The sequence below is a fragment of the Flagellimonas oceani genome (assembly GCF_011068285.1).
Taxonomy (GTDB): Bacteria; Bacteroidota; Bacteroidia; order Flavobacteriales; family Flavobacteriaceae; genus Flagellimonas; species Flagellimonas oceani.
Genome location: NZ_CP049616.1, coordinates 2161549 through 2182832 on the forward strand (window position 1 = coordinate 2161549; position 21284 = coordinate 2182832).

Annotated in this window: 18 protein-coding genes; 2 read left to right on the forward strand and 16 right to left on the reverse strand. The window is 34.8% G+C overall.

The window, feature by feature from the left end; genetic code table 11:
* Positions 1-39 precede the first annotated feature (39 nt).
* The 15 genes from GVT53_RS09950 to GVT53_RS10020 all read right to left on the reverse strand — a co-directional run bounded on the left by GVT53_RS09950 (position 40) and on the right by GVT53_RS10020 (position 17979).
* Positions 40-1254, reverse strand: a complete 1215-nt coding sequence (locus GVT53_RS09950; RefSeq protein ID WP_166248515.1) for an efflux RND transporter periplasmic adaptor subunit — start codon at positions 1252-1254, stop codon at positions 40-42.
* Between the two features lie 92 nt (positions 1255-1346).
* Positions 1347-1817 carry a hypothetical protein gene (locus tag GVT53_RS09955; protein ID WP_166248516.1) on the reverse strand — a complete coding sequence of 157 codons (471 nt, stop codon included), beginning with the start codon at positions 1815-1817 and terminating at the stop codon, positions 1347-1349.
* A gap of 600 nt (positions 1818-2417) precedes the next feature.
* Positions 2418-3029 (reverse strand): GNAT family N-acetyltransferase, encoded by a 612-nt coding sequence (locus tag GVT53_RS09960; RefSeq protein WP_166248517.1) that lies wholly within the window; start codon positions 3027-3029, stop codon positions 2418-2420.
* Between the two features lie 9 nt (positions 3030-3038).
* The gene (locus GVT53_RS09965; RefSeq protein ID WP_166248518.1) at positions 3039-3194 is read right to left on the reverse strand and encodes a hypothetical protein; all 156 of its coding nucleotides are present in this window, start codon (positions 3192-3194) and stop codon (positions 3039-3041) included.
* Between the two features lie 287 nt (positions 3195-3481).
* Positions 3482-4369 carry a restriction endonuclease gene (locus tag GVT53_RS09970; RefSeq protein WP_166248519.1) on the reverse strand — a complete coding sequence of 296 codons (888 nt, stop codon included), beginning with the start codon at positions 4367-4369 and terminating at the stop codon, positions 3482-3484.
* Between the two features lie 6 nt (positions 4370-4375).
* Entirely contained in the window at positions 4376-6361 is a 1986-nt protein-coding gene (locus tag GVT53_RS09975; protein ID WP_166248520.1) for a DUF4365 domain-containing protein, read from the reverse strand.
* Between the two features lie 105 nt (positions 6362-6466).
* Positions 6467-8467 (reverse strand): DUF4365 domain-containing protein, encoded by a 2001-nt coding sequence (locus tag GVT53_RS09980; RefSeq protein WP_166248521.1) that lies wholly within the window; start codon positions 8465-8467, stop codon positions 6467-6469.
* A 365-nt stretch (positions 8468-8832) separates the two neighbouring features.
* Positions 8833-12438 (reverse strand): NACHT domain-containing protein, encoded by a 3606-nt coding sequence (locus GVT53_RS09985; protein WP_166248522.1) that lies wholly within the window; start codon positions 12436-12438, stop codon positions 8833-8835.
* The gene (locus tag GVT53_RS09990; RefSeq protein WP_166248523.1) at positions 12435-13520 is read right to left on the reverse strand and encodes a metallophosphoesterase family protein; all 1086 of its coding nucleotides are present in this window, start codon (positions 13518-13520) and stop codon (positions 12435-12437) included. The genes GVT53_RS09985 and GVT53_RS09990 overlap by 4 nt, the downstream gene beginning before the upstream one ends.
* Before the next feature lie 153 nt (positions 13521-13673).
* Positions 13674-14558, reverse strand: a complete 885-nt coding sequence (locus tag GVT53_RS09995; protein WP_166248524.1) for a hypothetical protein — start codon at positions 14556-14558, stop codon at positions 13674-13676.
* Between the two features lie 61 nt (positions 14559-14619).
* A complete protein-coding gene (locus GVT53_RS10000) occupies positions 14620-15279 on the reverse strand; it encodes a hypothetical protein (protein WP_166248525.1) in 660 nt (219 codons plus the stop codon).
* A gap of 433 nt (positions 15280-15712) precedes the next feature.
* Positions 15713-16036 carry a hypothetical protein gene (locus tag GVT53_RS10005; protein ID WP_240905206.1) on the reverse strand — a complete coding sequence of 108 codons (324 nt, stop codon included), beginning with the start codon at positions 16034-16036 and terminating at the stop codon, positions 15713-15715.
* 30 nt (positions 16037-16066) lie between these two features.
* Positions 16067-16414, reverse strand: a complete 348-nt coding sequence (locus tag GVT53_RS10010) for a hypothetical protein (RefSeq protein WP_166248526.1) — start codon at positions 16412-16414, stop codon at positions 16067-16069.
* Positions 16415-16418: 4 nt separating this feature from the next.
* Positions 16419-16769: a hypothetical protein gene (locus tag GVT53_RS10015; protein ID WP_166248527.1), complete on the reverse strand. Its 351-nt coding sequence runs from the start codon at positions 16767-16769 to the stop codon at positions 16419-16421.
* Positions 16753-17979 carry a HEPN domain-containing protein gene (locus GVT53_RS10020; RefSeq protein ID WP_166248528.1) on the reverse strand — a complete coding sequence of 409 codons (1227 nt, stop codon included), beginning with the start codon at positions 17977-17979 and terminating at the stop codon, positions 16753-16755. The genes GVT53_RS10015 and GVT53_RS10020 overlap by 17 nt, the downstream gene beginning before the upstream one ends.
* A 144-nt stretch (positions 17980-18123) precedes the next feature.
* Between GVT53_RS10020 and GVT53_RS10025 the strand changes: the two genes are divergently transcribed.
* On the forward strand, positions 18124-18531 hold the full coding sequence (locus GVT53_RS10025; protein ID WP_166248529.1) for a helix-turn-helix domain-containing protein: 408 nt from the start codon (positions 18124-18126) through the stop codon (positions 18529-18531).
* 146 nt (positions 18532-18677) lie between these two features.
* Here the strand turns inward: GVT53_RS10025 and GVT53_RS10030 are convergent, their stop codons facing one another.
* A complete protein-coding gene (locus GVT53_RS10030; RefSeq protein ID WP_166248530.1) occupies positions 18678-19244 on the reverse strand; it encodes a BfmA/BtgA family mobilization protein in 567 nt (188 codons plus the stop codon).
* Between the two features lie 741 nt (positions 19245-19985).
* Here GVT53_RS10030 and GVT53_RS10035 point away from each other — a divergent pair.
* A complete protein-coding gene (locus GVT53_RS10035; RefSeq protein ID WP_166248531.1) occupies positions 19986-20981 on the forward strand; it encodes an IS110 family RNA-guided transposase in 996 nt (331 codons plus the stop codon).
* Positions 20982-21284 lie beyond the last annotated feature (303 nt).

Below are 21284 nucleotides of genomic sequence, written 5' to 3' on the forward strand. Positions count from 1 at the left end.
TTGATGATTCTAATTTTGCTGTTGGCTACTATTCCAATATCAATCTACTTGGGCCACGGTTGTCAGGTTATTTACCTCGCCCTGTATGGCTACTTGTGAAGGATTCACAACCATGCCCGGCCTTATTTTTTGAATATTGTTGACAATGACCCTGTCGTCAGGTGAAATACCTTCACGAACGATTCTCAACCCATTGGAATGCAAGGGGCCCAAGGTAACGGCCTTGCTGACCACTTGATTATCATCTGACAAGGCATAGATAAACCGGATGGACTGATTGGTGCCTATGATCTCATCGGGAACCATCAAGGCCTTATGTTCCGCACTTCCCACTAATCGGGCCTTGCCATACATTCCGGGTTCCAACAGATGATCTTTGTTTTCAAGGACCGCCCTGCTTTCAATGGTCCCGGAATTGTTGTCGATTTCGTTGTCCACAAAATCCAAGGTGGCCTCGTGCACGAATTCATCCTCATCCAATAGTTTTATAAAAACAGGCAATGCTTCGGAACGGGCCTCACCGCGTTCCCCGCTTCTGGCCAAGCGTACATATCTCAGGTAATCGGATTCACTTCCGGTAAAATAGAAATGAATGGGGCTAGTGGCAACAATGGTGGTCAACAAGGTGGAATTCGCACTTCCGCCATCCACTAGGTTTCCTCCATTGACCCTATCCCTACTTACAAGTCCAGAGATGGGAGCTTTTACTTCCGTGAATTCCAAATTGAGTTTGGCATTGTCTACCTTGGCCTGTGCCAATTGGATACTGGCCTCTGCATGGACCAGCGCCTGTTTTCTTCTATCGTATTCCTCAATGGACAACGCTCCTGTCTCCCTTAAGGATTCTACCCTTTCAAAATTGTCCTGCGCTGTTTTTAGCGATGCCAGCGCTTGGGCATAATTGGCCTTTGCCTCATCCAATGCAATTCTGTAAGGTCTTTGGTCGATAACGAACAGTACTTGTCCTTTTTTCACATGTTCACCGTCCTGGAAGTTGACTTTCTCCAAAAAGCCGCTCACACGGGCACGGACCTCTACCCTACTGCTGGCCTCGAACCTACCGGTGTATTCGTCCCACTCGGTAATCTTTTCATAAATGGGTTGGGCCACCTCAACTGGAAGTGCGGCCACCTCTGCTTCTTGTTTTTCAGTTTCATTTTCTGCGGTCGTGAAAGCATAAATGAATACCGATATCGCCAGGACCATTATGCCTATGGTCAGGTTTTTCTTTGTGTTTAAATTTAGTCTTATCATGATTTCTACTTTGATTTTAGATTATGTGAGCAAAATTATTGGAGGTGTTGCCATTCTTGATAACCATATTATTTTTAAAAATGACCAAAATCTTAACTACGTGCCATAGTCGGCACTATTCGGTCAGTGGCTGCGAATACCGCCAATATATCCAAGTACCCGTTCAAGGTTTTTGAACGCATGGCATCATACACGCCGGAAATGGTTCTCCTGTCCAGATCATTGATAAAGTGCAATTGCTTTTCCAGAAAGTACCTCTTGAATTGGATGCTGTTGTCCGAGTTTCTTGCTGCTCTTTTAAGGTGTCTCAACAATTGGGTCTTGCTCAGGGTCGTGTCCCTGAAATAGAACATGGTCTGTTCAGACCGGGATGCCTTAAGTTCCTGTCGGTAGTTAAACTCCTTATCAATTGCAATATCTTTCGATAACTGCTTGAAAAGTTGCAAGGAATTTTCAATCTTTTTCTTGTTTTCAACACCAATGTCCGTTGTCTGTGCCTGTGTGCTCAATCCCACCATAACAAACGATAGTAGTACGTGGGTTATAAAATTGATTGTTTTCATGGTTCCTCGATTTAATTTCATCATTGTTACACGACAAAATTAGTGGGTGGGTCTGTGGTCGGGGTAACCAAAAAAAGGAAGGAAATAACCAAAATCTAATCTAGTTCGGAATAATGACTAATAGAAGTACTTGGAATTGCGTATAATACATAACTTTAGGCTTTGACAAAAACAGGTTTGCAAAACACCCATGAACAGCGTCAAACGCTATCTAAATTATGCACAATGAACGTACGGAACCATTCACCGAACTCTACACCTTTTATATGGTTTTAATTGATTTTAGATGATATGCCAAAAAACACAAAACACTGAAAATCATAAGATTAACAGTGTTTTGATTTTACTTAAATAAGGTAAGTCGGGATGACTGAATCATCGACAAAATCTTATCATATTGAAAATCATTGTTTTAACTCTGCAATCTTGAAGGTATTCCCGTTAAGAACACGGAAAGCAAAAAACAACTTTTGAACACAAATTTTATGTGTTTAACTACTAGTAAAAATAAGATTAAAATTTAAACTATTTGGATTCAAACATAAAATCCAAATATTAACTCGATAAAATATAGCTCTACATTTTCAAGTAATTGTATGTCTATTCTTTTGCCAAAACTATCAAGTCAAAGAATAATAGTCTCGTTGACAGCTTTACTTCATCCGGTAAACCTGTAAATTCCCTCTCCTGTTCTTCAGTAGAAAATAGACTTTCAAAACCATTTTTAGCATAATATCTTAATGCCCTGGGTTCATTATATGAATCCACAACAATAAAACGACATCCTGTTTTATTTGCTCCATCTATAAACCAAGACTTAATGAAATCCATTAATTGTTTTCCAGTATTATCCTCTTCACCTTCAACATTTCTATAATCTTTGTGAACTCCCAAACGACCAATTAGAACCGCAGGATAGCTTCTCATATGTTTTTCACGTGGTATTTCCCTAATTACTTTCTTTTTCCTAGAATTTGGAAGATGCGTGGTTTTAATACTATCATTTGATATTGTAAAAGCACAAACAATTATTGATGGATCTTCATCAAGAGTAAAACAATAAGTTTTTCCTAAAAGTTCAGCAGAATAATTTTCCACATCATTTCTAAAAAAATCATTTAAATCAGGATGATCACAATCAAAAGGTTGACAACTATCAATGATTTCTTGATTGTAGGGTTTTAACGTGCAACTTTCAAGTAGAAAACCCAAAGCAAAAGATTATAATTTAGCTTTAGCTAAAATCTTTGAAGCAACAGAAGTTTGTTTAGAAAAGTCAATAGAAGATTTCTTAGCAGAGTTTTCAGCTATTTTAACAGTAAAATGAGCTGCTGCCTTATCTTTTAATACAGGTATAGATTTAATTGCTATTGCCATTGTTTCTATATATGGTACAAAATTATATAAATTAAACCTTATAAAACAAATTTTGTACCAAAAACACTATCAGTGTGTATAATTTGATTCTCTAATAGGTCTTTTAAAAAGAGTTTCATTATTAATAATACTTATTGTAAAATAACCACTCCTAAAGATTGGGTGATCTTCAGCTCTAATCATGAATGGTTACTTTAATCCTATTACAAAACAGCATACCTAAATTTCTTAAAAAACAGGTAACTTAAATTTTCAAGGAAAACTTTGAGCATAGTATATTTTTGGAATTATTCTTGCCCAAAGGATATTATAGAATTTCCATCTTTACTTCTTATTATTCTGAGCAAGTTTTTGTTTTTTATTGGAAATCCATCGTATTCAATTATGTGAGATATGGTAGAATCTGGTGAAGTATAACTTGATACTTTGCTTAGTGGGATTTTCTTGCCAACTATAAATATATCAGCAACATATTCAATTTTTAAAATTTTACTTTTATGCTCATTAAAAACAAATTGCAATTCTCTTTCTGGATTATCACAATCAATATTGATTCTATCCCTTGACGCTTTACCATTAGGAATGAGACTTCCCCAAAGACTTTGGATTTGATTACAATTTTCTTGAAATAATTCAGATGCGCTCACCAAACGATTTTCAGAGGTGTCTAAAATGTATTTTTCTTCTGAATTTATTGGTATTCTATACTTTTTGAAAAAGTCTTTGTCCTCTAGATAAGGATAAAAGTATACTATTCTGAACTGCTTACTAATAAAATCAATGTGGGTTACCTGCCACCAAGATTCAATTATATTTTTATCGATTTCATCGAATGACCTAGTTTCTATTCCGTAACGTTTAGCCTTTTCCAATGCTGATTTGCTAAATCCTGACGATGAAACAGCAATTATCTTATCGGCATTTATATCTTTCAATTTAGAATTTAGTTGTTCTATCCAAGTTAGGTCTTGTTTCATTTTCCTATCTCTGCATTCAAGAACAATTGAAATATTGGAAGTTCCAATTTTAGTTTCTATCAAAACATCAACTTCTCTCATTTGATTGGTCACTTCATCCATCAGATACCCCGGTGAAGAAATTACTCCCTCTTTATTTAGTGCATGTTTTTCAAGTGATTCAACTAATACTTCAAATTTCCTTCCCTTTCTTGCCATATTTAGTCATTTTTCCTTTTCAATTAATTTGAGTTTTTCATTGAGATTAATAAAAATTTTTTCTCTTAGAGCATCAACCCATTTTTCAGGTAAATGTTCCGCAGAATTAGGTTTATTCAGACCCAATACCCCCGTTATATAACCTACTTGTGCTCCAAATTCTCTTATTATTATATTCGGAAATTCTATGTAATTATGAGAAACAATGGATATTGATTCGTCCTTTGAAAAATCTTTGCTTGGTATCAACTCGAAAATTGAATTTGGCGCATACAATAATCTTGATAAAATTTTTTCAGCAATATATTCAGAGGTCATTCCATTACGATACTCCAACAATGCAGCACTATAGCTGGTGGCAAAAACCAAATCTAGAATATCCCAAAATTCGGATGATATAATGTAAAAATCAGAAACCAAATGGTCAGTGTACCTAGATAAAGGAAATTGGTGTCTAAAATCCATATACTGGTTGTAGTGACGTAGGAAGGATATGTGATCAAATATTTTGATCTTGCATTTATTAAGATTCTCTGTTGTAAGTGTTTTGAATAAGGGTATGTATTCAGCAATTAAATTTAAAATGGTTTCTTCGTCATTAATTTCTCTAATTATTATTAGATAATATAAATTCTCAAAATTGGCTTTGACCGATAATCGATACTCAAAAAATTTAATGGCCTCCTCTTTAATCCAAACATGATCCTTCCAATACGAATTGGATAAATATGCCTTGAATTTTAGGAGAAACGTGTTTTCTGGGTATTGCTCCAAACCATCATTTATGAATTTGAATGCACTTTTTAAGTCACTTAATTTTTCATAAACATATGCTAACCAATAATAGCCAATCGAATAGTTTCTAAATGTGAATTCTTCAAGCTCAATTGATTTCAACATTAGAGGTAATGCTTCCTCATGTTTTTGGTATATATGGGAAAGGGTAACGCCCTTACTAAATAACGCTTGAGACAGATTTGGGTTTATTGCTAAGGCTTTATCATAGCATTCCAATTCTTTCTCATGAGCCTCTAATTTATAATAAACTGAGCCTAGATTTTTCCATGCTTGAGAATGATTTGGATTTATTTTTAGGCACTTTTCGTAATACTCAAGTGCCTTTTTACTTTCTTCCAAACCATTTAAAGTGTTGGCATAGTTATAGTTGTACATGTCTTGATTAGGGAACTCTGAAATAAATTGGGCAAATAATTCTTTTGCCTGAATAAGTTTTGATTTAATATTATTTTGTAGTCCATCTTCCGCAAGGATGCATGCCTTTATTAATTTGTTGTTTGGAGTTTCTGATATAGCAATTGCCTTATTAATATAATAGAGAGCTTCCTGATAGTTAAAAAGTTGATATAAGCTATATGAAAGTGCTTCTAAATAAATTGTGCTATTGTTATTTGATTTTAGAAGCTTTCGTAAATAGAAGGCTGCATCCTCATATTTACAGGAGAAATAATTCTTCCATGCCAATATTTCAAAATCTGACATTTGAGTGTATTCTAATTGACCAATATCTTCGATAAAGGTTTTTATGCCAAAGACATTCTGCACATAGCTAAAAATTCCTTTAGTATCAATTTCACTAAGCTTGTTTGACTTTGGCACTCGAATTCTATAGCTTTTCTGTGAAGATGTAAGGTCAATCTTTAAATCAGCATACCAACACCAATAAGCCTCTTCATCCTCTTTTACATATGCTATTATTAACACAGGTTCTAATCGTGTGTTGAACATGCCCAGAGTGGAATGTTTTAGAGTCACACAAGCAAAATCTTCATTGCGATTCACTTTCATACTCTTCAACTGGACTGAAAAGTTTAAACCGGTTACATATCCCCTCAAAACAAGATTAACAATGAAGTCAATCCCATAATCATGTTCTGGCTTATCTACAAACCATTCATTTGGGATACAATTCTTAAAATATTTATTTGACTCCGTTTCTAGTATGTGATTATCGTGCCGTTTTGGTCTGGTCATTCCCTTATAATTTGCGAGAGATAATCAAATATCATGAGAAATAAACTCTAGAATTGGTAAATCATCAAAGTTGAATACAATTTTTGATAAAAGTCACCGTAATTATTATAAATCTCGTTTAATAAACTTGCCCTCAAATAATTTTTTTCTTCTTTCGTATGCTAGTTTCCAACTACTAATACCTTCATATTCGAGTATTCCATTTAAAAAACCTTCCTGAACTATTTTTGGTTTAAAAAGGTTAAGACGTGGGATGACAAATAGGAACATATTTTCAAGCTGTGTTTTCAATTCCGCTTCTTCAATACCAAGTATTTTATAAAACTCGTGAAGATTTTCCTTTGAAAAGGAAAAAACACCCAATGGGAACAATTCAACACTGTAAACTTCAGAGGGTAGCAAATTTTGTCTGTTTTTGTCTTCTTTGTCAAACGCCGCTACCTTTTCCATATAACTTTTTACTTTTTTAACGGTTTTGTCGTAACTCTCCTTTGATTCCTCATAGAAATCCTTTAGCCTACTTAACTTTGTACTTCCGTTTTGAATTAAGTCAAACCTTCTTTTCAAGTCTCTTAATTCATAAAGTTCTAATAAATCACATATTTCTTTTTTCAACCTTTCCAAGTCTACTCTTTCATTTAAAAACTCCAACATTTCGTACTCATAGGACATACAAACGATTTGATTTTCTATATGTCCTATTTGCAAATACTTGTTTTTTATTTTTCTAACCTCACTCAATAAAAACTCAACTCCACTAATAATGGTTGCATTCTCTCCATTTATTATGGCATCAATAAAAAATGCTTCAAAATGGTAATTAATCCTATGAGTTTCTAATAACCAATAGTTAAAATAATCTTTATCAACAACTATCTTTTTTCTTAAGTTTTCATGAAAGGACTGAATTTCTGTAATTTGATTTGTTATTTGTTGCCCAGATTCTATGACCTCTGGACTGTATATCTCTTTGCTTAGTAACATTAGATTTTGGAGATTACGGATATTAATATCCAAGGACCAAAATTTGTAATACTCGATTTGGGCCAAATTTATTATGGTAGCTGGAACATCTTTATTATTTAGGATTTTGTCTAATTCTTTTTTATAAGAATTCAAGGAATAATCATGCGAATTATCTTCATGTTTACGGCTCAACTTTTCAATCTTTATATAATATTGAAGCAAACTAGAACCCTCAATTGAGTCCATTAAATCTGAATATTCTCTATTGTTTAAAAGCCCTAGTGAATATTTTACAGCTGCCATAAAATATTGATGAAGGCTTAAATCCTCCTTTTCAAGTTTATTTAAATATTTTCCTGAATCCTTTAGGTTAGAAAGTGACTCAAGCATATTACCTGTGTGATAGTGAGCCATTGCCAAAACTAAATTAAATTTAGGGTGCTTTGTATAGAGGTTTTTCGAAATACTATGAGATGCTTTAATAATGAGTTTTGAGTTTCCCTCATTTATTAAACCCAATCCATGTTGCTCTATTTGGTCCCTAAGTTCGTTTTCGGAATAAAAGTTTAAATTTTCATCTGTAATCGATATTTTTCCAAAGTTATCTTTTGTTGAAAGGGCTATTTTTTCATTAAGCTTTCTAAAATTTTTCCCATGATCCAGGACAGTTTGATAAATTTTATCCGTTACCTCTTTATTGAACCTTTTTTCAAACCTTAAGGTGTTAGTTTTTTGTTTATTCCAATCCTTTTCTTTACTCCCAATTGTTTTCAAAAAATCTCCCAAATTGGAATAATAAAATTCCTTTGATTTCTCATGATACAAGATGTAATAAGATGGCTTTCCAGAATTCAATAAGTATTGAATATTAGAAGTGTCAATACTCTTACTATAAGATTTGTCTGTATTGCACTCAATAGTATTAGTTGCTTTTAATTGTATTAGAAATCTGAAATTGGTATAATTTCCATTAAACTTTAGTTCAATATCAAAATCAACTCCTTTATCTCTATACATCTCTTCTCTAATTTGAAACTTTTTAGAATCAAATAATGGACGTAGTTTGTCCTTGGATATTTGTTCAAGATCTTCCTTTTCACTCCCTTTGGGTAATTTCATCCTATTTAGGAAATCATCCATGATAATGATATTGATTCAATACTTAAAATTATTGAAATACTTGATAAGATTGGAAACGCCGGACATAGTATACCACCTTCGTCTGATAAAATTGAGTACCCGCCAACACGACAAAAAACCGAATTTCAAATCACTAATACTATATTAGATGACTCAAATTTTCCGATTTCGGTGGCCTCAACCATCCGGCTCATCCAAATATAAAATGAATCAATCAAATTCAAATATTTAGATAGGCCTTGTGGATATAGAATTAAACACCAATAAATACATTTTTAAATCATCATTCTTCGAAATGAAGAATGAGATATTATGAACAATAAATACTAATTGAACTATCAAGATAGAAATCTTTCTTATTCTATCTAACCCAAAAAATCGGCGTCATTTGATAACTCTAATGCAATCTTTTTTGCTTGTTTAAAAGTATACGGTTTTGATTTTGAGTTGATATAAGCGTTTTCAGAATCATCAATTAATAAATTGATATGAAATAAATCAGATTTCTTATCCTTTAAATCTTTTTTAATTCCATGTAAGACTTCCTGTATCTTTGGGAAATCTTCACCATTCGAAGATAGATTAGTGATAAGAGCCCTAAAAAAATCCCTATAATAGCTAGATTCAAATCCATCTATTTCGGTGGAGTATATCAATTCAAATAATTCACCCAGTTTGGCAGAGGATGGAATATTATTAAAATGGGAAAACTTAATTGAATAAAGTGAAAAAGGTTTTTCATCCCTTAAAGCGTCAATCAAATATTCATAAGTTTTAATATGATTAAGTTCAATTAAGATTTTAAAAGCATCTGTTTTAAATTTTTCCTTTTTCAAATCTAAATATTGGATTGCGCACGAAATGCAAAAATCTTTATTGATGTTTAATTTCAACATCAAATCGATTGATCTCCAATAGATATAACTTTCTTCATCAAAACACAGTTCTAATAATATTTCTTTATCATTTGTAAGATTTACATAATCCTCAAGTTTGGTTCTTTCATTGAAGAATGATTCCCCCTGAATGAGATATTCACGTATACTTTTGAAGCATTCGCTTAAGTTGTGCTTTAATGCATACTCAATATGTTTAGACTTAGATAAACCCAACAGTTGTTTCTCATTCAAGTTATAAACTATTTGCTTATCAAACATCTTATCGTCACTAATAAGACTTTTTAAATAGTAAAAACTTTCATCCAATTCGCCTGTTTTATCAAACTCATAAAACTCAATACTATTTAGCAAAAAATCATTTGGTAAGACAAACCCAAACCTTTTTTGGAAATAAAATACTGTTTCCATTTTCTTATAATCGTAGGAATAGGAAAATGAGGTTGGCCCCGTAGCTTTTGCTATACTTTTAAAATCAATTTTCTCTGCCATAGACAGAGACCAGTTTTCTATAAATTTCTTTTGTTCCTTCGAAATAATAAGCTCTTTATTCTTATTTTGGTGCTTCTCGATTTTTTTCCTTATTGTATCAACAAGAAAAAAGTCATCTCTTTCAAAGATTTTGTCTACTTCAGAAAATGGAAGAACATCCAAGTTTAAAGAAAACATTAGGTTTTCCAGAATGCTCAAAGAAGTGTCAATTTCATTACCATGACCATTTTGTTCATACCAATTCCTTCTAAGTTCATTTAACCTTTCTCTACTTATTTCGTTATTATAATTTTCGAGTATATTCTTAATTTCATCAGTCAATCGTTTTTTATCAAATAGGATGTCGAAATTGTCTTGGATATGCAAATTGTAATCCTCTTGATACCTAATGAATTTTTCTTCAGAAAAAACCTCTTCCTTGAATCCAATTCCTTTTTCCTCCATTAAATCATTAAAATATACAGCTAACTTCCTACTGTTAGTATTACCTATATTATTTCTGAAGTATTCTATTTGTTGTTGAGATGCATCTCCTTCAATTAGCTCTTCAACAAGTCTTTCGATGTTTTCTTCTTTAACAATTTTTGAAATAAAATATCGGTTATCATCAACATCACTACTTTTCAATAAATAAGATATTACCTCGCTCTGTTTATTACTTGCTTTGACAATTTTTTCCAATACTTCATCATGCCTGAAAAATCGGTAATCATCTTTTATCTCAGAAAATAAGTCGATAATAAAGTTGGGGTCTTCTTTAATTAAGCTTAAGCATTTATCAACCAATCCTGGTTCAAAGTCATTAGCATAAGTTGGTCGCAATTCATTATTAAAATAAATAGAAATAATCTCTAAAAAGTTTTTAGGATCTTGGATTCTTAAAATCAACTTATTTAATATTAATCTATTTCCCCTGAGGACTTCATCCAACTCTAACCTTCTCTTAATATTATGGGCAAGCAAATATTCGTGCTTTATGAATTCATAATATTGGTCAATATTCTCCTCATCTGAAAGAAGAAGTAATAAATTATTATTTAGCTGCTTATTTGTTTCAGTTTTGAACAGGTCATATATCCGATTCAAATATTCTTTATCCAATCCAACAAAATGGTGCTTTTTTATTAATCTCAAAATTTGAGATTTAGCACCAATTGGAAAATCTTTACTCTTTAACTTATCAAATAATTCTTTCTTTAGAATGCTTGTAGAATAAGAATCTGGAGAAAAAAAGTTCATAAGTTCAATGGCAGAAAAAAGAGCTCTGAAATGATATTTTTTGAAGTTATTGACTATTACTAATAAAAAATCAAAATTCTCTTTACAATTACCAAAACGACCAATTTCATCAGGTTCGAATGTTCTACGAGTATTGATCCATAGGGTCTTTTCTATACACTCCTTTTTAAAGTATTCTTGAAATATGTTGACTCTAATTTTTTTATCTATTCTATCTGAATCCGCCTTAAACAAAATTTCTATTTGATTCTCTTTCAACCAATCAATTAACCCAATACGTACCGGGTCAATTTCATCAAAAAGATTTATCAAAAAAGTAATTGAATTAAACAAGGAGGGGTGTATAGCGTTAATATTATCAATCTTGATGATTTCCAAGATTTGATCTAAGTTCTTATTTAACAAAACCTTGGCTACAAAAAATTCTTGCACTTGTCTATGCTCAAAGCTCCAATTATCTTGAGCAGAATTATAATTTATTAATGGTGGATTAGAAGTAAAGGTTTCGTATTCATAATTAAATATTTCATAGAGATGTGCATCACTAATATAATTCCTCTGCATTAACTCATTAATAAATGCAACTTTCTCCAAACGATTAATTAGAATAGGTTTCAGAATTAAACCTTTTTTAATATATTTTGTTTTATGCGTATTTATAGTTTCATTAATATATAGATTCCATATTTCAGAATCGGAGGTGGGAAGCCTCCCCTCTTTACTGTAAAATTCCGCAAATAGCCGAAGGAAAAAAGGTGACTGAATAAATTCCTTGTTTTTTTCATCAATTGATAGTTTATCAATTTCGATTGCATATTTCTTGTAAAGAATAGACTTAGCTTGATCAAAGTTTAAATTCTGTAAATAATAAGTTTGGAACCCTGAAATTTTAACTAAGTACTTTTCATAAATATTTGTTCTACAACTAATTACATATCTTAATCCCAAATCGGTATGCTTAGTTGTGAAAATCTCAAATTCAGAAATAAAATCATGCAAGTGCTCTATTTCATCCAAACTATCTAGAATAAAAACAACATTTGGCAGACTTTTCCAATCTTTATAAAGGATTAAATCTTCAAACTTATTTGCTCTTCTAAAATATTTTAAGTCAATAAAAAATGGGATCAAACCTGATTCATCCTTTTTTTCCCATAAGTCATCGAATAGGTGTTTTAGCTCAGTAGTTTTCCCGATACCTGGATTGCCAAGCAATACAATCTTTTTTTGCCTGAATATTTCATCAGCCAACAATACTTTATTGTCCACACCAAGTAGGGAAAAATTACTAGTGTAATCTTTTGTTTTATTTAAGTACCTTAATTCGTAATGCTCTTGTCTCATGATTTATAAAACTTTTCACGATCCAAATCAAATCCTTTTGATGTTCGATTTTCTCTCCTCAGAATAAAAACTTGCTGGTCCTGAACTATCCCCCCTAACGCCGTTTCCGTATCTGAATCAAAACGAGAACCATTGTAGATATATTTACGATAATGGATTTTATTCACTTTATATGAATTTAAATCCAAATCAATTATTTGATAACCAGGTTGGTATTCCGAAATTTTCTCTTCTGGTCTATTAAGGGCCGCCCTTCCACGAATTCCTACACAACTACCAAAAGGATCATATGAATATTCAAACTTTGTATTATGGTAATGCCCATACAAGAACAATTCTATTTCTTTTGTCCTTAAAATTCTCTCTACCTCCTTTTTTTCAGCATAATCATCTAGAGAGTGATGGAATAGACAAATGTTTAAATCTGTTTTATGAGTTTCAAAATATTCTAGGCCGTAGTCCAACTGATGGTATCCAAAAAATATTTTTGATTCCTCCTCTCCAATAAACTTTCTTGTTTTACAGCGCCAAGAATCATTTATTAATATGAATCCTATTTTGAATTCATCAGCATAATTATATATATATGTAGAATGATTATTTGAAAAATCATATAGTGAGTTGTTGAGATGAAAAGCCCTTTCAAACTCCTTAAAATTTTTGATTCTTTCATTATGCAGAAATGTGGATTGGTTGTCCTTTAAAAAACTCTCTATACTACTTTCATCAATCTTGTCAATTAATTCACATTCGTCATAATATGAAAATTCACGTTCATTAACATCATGGTTTCCAGGAATAAACAAGATATTATCTTTTGAAATACCAACTCCTTCCAATATCGGTTGGATGAAGACTTCATCAAAAATATCGTAAGGATTCTTGTATCCATCAAAACCTTTGATCTCCAATAGTGAATGTCCGCCCTTATCCACTAAATCACCAGTAATCAACAAAGTATCTATTTTCTTCAGAGCATTAAAGTTCTTCAAATCCGAAATAAGTGCTTTTCGGTACTTGTGTACAAACTCATGATAATTTGAATTAGATAAATGAATGTCAGATAGATGGACTAGTCGCATTTCATAAAAAAACTAAATATAGGAAAATGACCACAAAGAAATTAGTGAATCACAACTCAAATTACAATAGACAAAGTGTAGATACCCCGATCTTTCGGACAGGGTCTCTTCAAAACTAATCTAATTATCAAGCTGCTTTCTTAAAAGAGTGTTTTAAAAAAGTGAACTGAAAGAAAGACCAACAAACTTATCCAAAATTTCTTTAAAATCATTTCTACTACTAATAAATACTGCAACATCATTCGGGTCATCAAAACGCAATAGCCCTTCTAAGTTATTTACTGGCTCTTTAAGTAGTTTTCTGTAGTCGCATCTATTAATTATTGAATTAATCTTGGATGTATAAAAATTTGTTAGCTCAACAGTATTACTTTCTCCAAAAAATTCTTCACTATAATTAATCACATGATTGATTACAACCTTTAAATGGTTGATATTATACGATATGATATAAATCGATTTTTCGATTTCCTTGGCTATCAACACTTCCTTTTTGGAGACAAACTCTTCATAATTTTGTACCCCTATATTTTTCCTTGCCATTTCTAGAGCTTCAAGATTGGCTATCATGTATCCAATTGATCCCCTTTCAAGTTTCGCTTCATTTTCATAAATGATTGGCTCAATTTCTTTGAATAAATAAGAAAGGGTGGATAAGCCCTGTTCTTTCCTTATCAATCTCATCTGCTTATCATGATTTTCCTGCTGAAAATTCAGTTGCTCCCTATGATTGACTTGCTGGCTATGATTAGCTTTAATTTGGGCCTCAAAGGATTTATAAACCAAAAAAGCAGCAACCAATCCAATGAAAGGGGCAGATATACCTCCAATAGTATCCCCAATCTCCCCAGTATCTGAAAAAGTTAACACAGGAAAGGGTCCATATCGTGTGAAAATCCAAGGGGCTATCAAAGAGAATACTGCAAGACTGTAACAAAATATTTTTTCTCTTTTGGAAAGAATAACCAATTCATCTTTGGTAATCTCCACTTCTTTGGTCTTTTCTGACCTTTGTTCTTGGTTATTTTTCTTTGTCATATTTTGACTTTAATAATCGACAACACCGAATTTCAGTTACCAGAAAGAAATTTATGCGCTATTAAGGTCTTTCGAGTGTAAATTTATAAGTTGAGTTTTTGAGGGATATGACAACTTCAATTGGTTCATCTGAATTGACTATCGAATCATATATTTCCGTTTGTTCCCAATAATAGGTTCCATATTTGATCATATTCTCAACACCAGACATTCCTTTGGTTTTTTCCTTATATCCGATGATTACAACGTCACCACCGTGAAAAGAGGACAACCCCATCAAGGTTCTAATTTTTTTGCCGTCTGCTAATTTTATTGAAAGCTGTCCATATTCGTCACCATCAATATTCGCCAAATGGTCTCCATACTCATAAAGTTTGAAGGTTATAGTACCTTTAAGGTTATTTGCCGCGTCAAGACTTTTATTAGCATATTTCAATCCTTGTTTAATCTGTTTCTCACTATAGCCATATTTATCGTATTCCTCTTTCAAATAGGCTTTGTATTCGTCTAAATTATATCCATGCGAAGGGTTAAGTATTGCTTTGACCAATAGTTTTGAATCGCTTGTCGCAGTATTTGAAAAAGTACCATGTGTAATATTGGCAAAAGCTGTTCCTGTTTTATCTCCGAACTCATCAACTAAATCAATTTGTTTAAATAAACTCTGTCCGTGGCTAAGACAAGAGAACACAAGAAAAACGATTAGTAAATTTTTACTCATATTTTATTGGTTTGGTTTGTCCAATATGGTTATTCCATTGACATTCTCCTTTTTGAGTAATTGAAACGGTACTCCAGAATCGTTCGAATAGAAATAAATAAAATCATCGCCTATTTCGAAATAAACGACATTTTTGAAGTCTACTGCTCCTCCTTTCCCCAATATCGAAATACCATATTTGGCAGTGATTTTTTCCCTAGGATTACACTTATTACAAGAGCTAAAAAATAGTATAGCCAATGATACAATGCACAAGAGGGCATAATTTTTCATTTAAATTTGGTCTTAGTGTATGATTGGGGAAATTTGTTAAATATAAAAATCCATCCATAAGCATACAAGAGGAATTCTGTAAATTAGTAAAAATACAGCAGAACTTTTGGATGAGTACATCCTTGACAATCAGTAATTATAAGAAATAAGAACTTAGTATTCAGCTTTCTTTCTTTAAAAGTTGGTTCACCTCATCCAAGAACTCCCCTTCTTCAAAAGGCAAGAGTTGTGTGACAAGTTCTAAGGTCTTACGTATATCCTCTCCCGGCTGTTTTACGTGCGGTGGGGAATAAGGGTCTCCTTGGGTTGCCAAGATACAAACATTGATCAATGCTTCTATGGTATCAAAGAGGTCCAAGTATCCATCCAACAAAACAAAGGACGGTCTGAACTTACCTTTTTGTAGATTGGTAGGCTCCAGTACCTCCAACTTATATCTTGCGGATTCCATCAGTTTCTTCAATTCCTTTTTGTTCTTTTTCATAGCTATCCCTTTATTTGTTGTTTTCTTAAATCAGTCCTCTTCTTCGGCTCTCTTTTCTTCCCTATAAAATAGGTTCAAATGGTCCATCAAAGCTTCTTCCCCGACTGGCATTAAACGGTTGGCAATGGTCATCGCCTGATGGATGAATTCCTCTTCGTTCCTATCCATAATATCATCCGAACCAAGATCAGGATTTATTGCCCTCATGGAAAGGTATAGCAATGCTCGAACGGTCAACAATAGATCGGCATGACCGTCAAGGTAAAAGAACGTGGGTTGGAACTTGTCCTTTAACCATGGATGGGGAACCAAGGTAGGGGAATGGTCGTTTGAGTGAAGTCTCAAATCCTTTATTAGTTTTTCTTCGTTTGGGTTCATGGATTCATTTTTTGTTTTCCAGTTTCGATAGTTTTTCGTCCAGTTTGTCCATGAAATACATTTGGCTATCTGGAAGAATGCTTAATACCAGTTCCAATACTTGCGTGACACTATCCTCTTTGGATGCATTTTTATTGTCAGGGGATAATATCATTCCCTCTCCACCAAGAGCAAAAACACAGACCTCCAAAAGACTTATGATTTGCATTAAAAGGTGGTTATTGTCCCTTACCTCAAAGGACACATAGTTGCCCTTTGAATCTATTGACTTTTTGTTTCCCAATAATCCCGAAAGATTGTTCCTCAACTGTTGAATCTCTTCCAAGGTATTCAGCTTTTTATTCTTCTTCTTCATAGTATGCTATTTTGGATTCATGATTGTATTTCGGTTCAGAAAGCAGTTTGCTGATCTTATCAAGAAATCTCATCTCATCATGGGGTATCATATCCAATACATATCCAAGCACTTCACGTATATTGTGGTCCGGTTCTGGAACCACCCGATTTGATAACATATCCGATTCCATTGCCGTTATACATACTTTTATCAAATTGGAAATCATGAATGAAGAGTCCAAATAACCCTCTGTGGTGATGTCTATGGTCTTGTGTCCGTTAAAGGACATCAAAGTGATAAAGTGTTCTTCCTCCCAATCTTTCAGTTTTCCCCATAGGGATTCTTCAGGTTCATCCCCATTATTATAGGCTTCAATTTGGGCTTCATCGGTGGAATCCTCCTCGCCCTCAATCCTATGCTTACAATGGGCATAGTGCCTCCTATAAACGGCTTGCACCTTTTCAATAAATTCCCTAAGTTCGGATTGGATGGTCTGGGCCTGGGTTTTGTCTATTTCAAATTCATTGCCATAACGTGCCACGCTATAGGCGTGTTCCAGCAACAGCAGCAGTTCGTTGTTGTCCAATTCCGAGGTTTTTGAAAACGGAATAATCGTTGGAAAGTAATGTTTGCAATAGTTGATATGGCTGATGATGCTATGCGTAACCTTGCTCCTTCCAATGCACATCTGTTCGATGAAGCGGAAAGCTAGCTCAAAGGCTTGGTGCATGTTGAAGGTGGCAATGGCATAGTCCCCTTCCTTTATCAATATGTCCGCAGTATTGGCAAATGTCGTGACCTTGTTCATTTCCGAATCACAATTGCGGATGGTCCTTTTAATGATATTGGTCAGGGTCATTTCTGGATAGTCCAAGAGGTTTGCACCCTCTATACGGGCATAAACCGTATCGCCAAGACAACAGTGTTCCAAGAAGTAAAGCGACCCACGCGAAAGACCTATCTCGGATTGTTCCTCGGTATAAATCCTTATCCTGAAATCAGGATGTTCTTTCCCTAGCTTTGACACCAATGTCATTATCTCCTTAGGAATGGGGTCGTTATCGACATCTGTAAAGAGGGTGAGGATATGATAAGTAGTATCTCCCTCTATTTGTTTTCGTGAAAGAAAGATAGCATCGATGGTAATCACATTCAGGATGCTGTCAATCAATTTGGAGAGTTCCTCAGCTCTTTCAAAGTTTTCCGGTATGTTTGTGCAGTTCTTCATGGGTTCGTGATTTATAAGGTTCAAGAATCTCCGACCATATTAAGGCCACATTCCCATGTACCCCACCATGTACACTTGTACTTTATTGAAACTGTTTTGTATTTTACAATCGGATTATTGTACGAAACACCCTATATTTGAGATATGCAGACAAAGACCAAGAACAACCATATAGGCAGAAAGATCAGTAGGATAAGGGAACTCCGTGGAATGAAACAGGAGACCTTGGCAGAAGAACTGGGCATCAGCCAACAGGCTGTTTCCAACATTGAGAACAGTGAAAAGGTGGACGATGCCAAGTTGGAAGAGATTGCCAAGGCTTTGGGAGTTACCAAAGAGGGAATCGAGAATTTCTCCGAAGAAGCTGTTTTTAATATTATCAACAACACATATAACAATACAAGCAGCGACAATTCAACAATAATCGCCAGTTCTCTCAACTATCAACCAACCTTTAATACAATTGAAAAAGTTGTTGAGCTATATGAGCGTCTTGTTCAGGCTGAAAAAGACAAAGTTTCTTACTTGGAAAAGTTACTGAACAAGAAATAAACCAATCATCGAATTAAAACTTCCCGCAAAGCAACTTTCAAAACGGCGAGCGAAACCACGTTTCGCGCTGCAAGCGTCCCAAAACTTACCAAACTAATACTACTGAGCGAGGCAAATTTTTCTTTTAATTTGGCACATACTTCATATCAATAAAGAGAATCCAAAGGTCTGTTGGCTTCAAGTTTATATCTTTCCAACCTCCCTTCCGTTATTTCAAGCTTCAGATAGCTCTTCCCAAAACTGCCCTTGACCACTTTTACCTTATCGAGGATATCCTTTAAATCTGTTTGAAGTGAGGCTGCCTTTTCTTCCAAATGATCATACTTGATCCTAGGAACCATTACCTCACCCTCGAACTTTGGATATGGCTTTGGGGGATTCTTCTCGATCATATCCTCAAGAAAATCATCCTCTTCCCCATCATTGTCCAGTTCCTGATTGAACAAAGCCTGCATCATACCGATGGTTGGAAGTGTCTGGTTCTTTTCAATATCCCTGATAATGGCAATGACCGCATCCGTCCGTTTCCTGTTCTTGATGATCTCTTGACCTATGCTCTTTTCAAACCTTTCCGATGGCAAGAACCCATGCCACTCAAAAAAATCCATGACCATATCCAAGGTATGGGAATAACTCTTGCCTACTTTTTTGGAAAACACTTTAAATCTGGACAAAGTCCTTTTCTTTATCCTAACTGCTTTAAAATCGTCCATATTTCAAGTTTTAAGAGGTACAATTGTTACAATTCTTTTCAGTGATTCCAGGTACTTTCAACGTTTTTGCAACAATAAAAACGGTAATCCCTAAATTCAAAAATTCATTGAAACCCTTATAAACAGGGCTTTTCCGAAGGAAAATGAATCAATAGCGTCGCTTTAGCGCGCTATCCTCTTGCTATTCCCTTAGTTTAGCGCTGGCCATTTACATAGAGCTTTTCCTTTAAGATGATCGTTGCTCAAATGACGGTCGTCTTTAACTCGGGAATACCCTCGGTGACCGTAAGTGGCCACCGACCGATAAAGGAGGATTAAGCGCAAGAAAAGTCCAGGACTTATGCTTTTCAAATCCTTTTATCGGTCATCTCTGAACGGCATCAGATGGAAATACAGGCTTCAAGGCCTATTGTCCAGGGTTTCGATATGGTTCAGATATCATTACATCAACATCCCTATGTATAGGACCGGAACATATATCGCCGTCCATTGAGAAGGAATCGGGTATTGCCTACCTTGGAACCTCAATGATATTGGACGGCAACCAGACCGATAAAGACGTATTAATTGCTATTCAAAGTTCAGGACTTATAAGGTAGGATTAAATGCTTTATCGGTCATCTTCTGGGCCTGCATCATATGGAAATTCAGGCTTGAAGGCCTATTATCAGGGATTGGATAATCGTTCAGTTGTCGGTTGTGCCTAATTCATGGATCTCTCATTTTTTAAACTTTTTTATCATGGAAAAATCTGACTTCAAGTATTTTGTTGGCGTGGACATATCCAAAAAGTCCTTTGACATCGCCATTATCGAAGGGGACGACACGGCCTCGTTCGTGTTCGACAATTCACAAAAGGGCACCAGAGCGTTCATAAGGCTGCTCAAGAACAGGGGCATACCCTTGGAAAGCACCCTGGTCTGTCTGGAACATACCGGGATATACGGCAGGCTGGTCATCGCAAGGCTGCTGGAAAAACAGGTCAATTTCTGCGTCGAGATGTCGTTGAGGATCACACGTAGCCTGGGGATACAACGCGGAAAGAACGATAGGCTGGACGCCATCCGGATCGCACGGTACGCCGCCAAGAACCACAACGAGATGGAACTGTACAGACCGGTCCCGGAGATCCTGGAAAAGGTCAATGCCCTGCTCAAGGTAAGGGACCAACTGGTCAGGTTCAGGGCCGACCTGGGCAAACATCCCAATGAACTCAAGACCTTTGACCCGGAACTTGGAAAACTGGTCCAAAGGCACATCAGGAAGACGACCAAGTGCCTCAACGACGAGATACGCCGCATGGAGGGCGAGATAGAGGCTCTTGTGCTCTCCGATGAAAGGCTGAACACCACGGTGCGACTGGCGACCTCCGTGACGGGGATAGGTATGTTCACGGCACTATACTTCACCATCTTCACCAATTTTTTCACCAGGTACGAAACTCCCAAACAGCTTGCCTGCTACTGTGGTGTGGTGCCCTTCGAGCACACCTCCGGTTCCAGTATCCAGAAACGCTCCAGGGTGCACCATATGGCCAACAAGACGATGAAAAAACAGTTGCACATGTGCGCACTTGCCGCAGTCAGGCACGATCCGGAACTGAAGGCCTATTATGAAAGAAAGGCCGAGGAGGGAAAGAACAAAATGCTTGTCCTCAACAATGTCCGAAACAAGCTTGTCCTTAGGGTGTGTGCCGTGGTAAAACGGCAGAGGCCCTATCAAAAAAGTGTCGCTTGATACCGATATCATCGAATTGTTCACTTTGTTCATTTTTGACTTGTTTTTGACATGGAAATCCTTCGTCCCGCAAGCGGGACCGAATAAATACAAGCTGATTTGAAAATCAGCTACCACTGTAATTCCATGTTGTTTGTACGGACTTTAGGAAAGTCAAATCAAATAATCAATGCCGTACTATTTGTGTTCCAAGACACTTTATAAATATAATCAATTTTATATATTTCTTGATTATTCAATGCTATGAGGAACTATATGAAATGAGATTTGTTTGTCACGGTATTACTCTAGCACACCGAAATT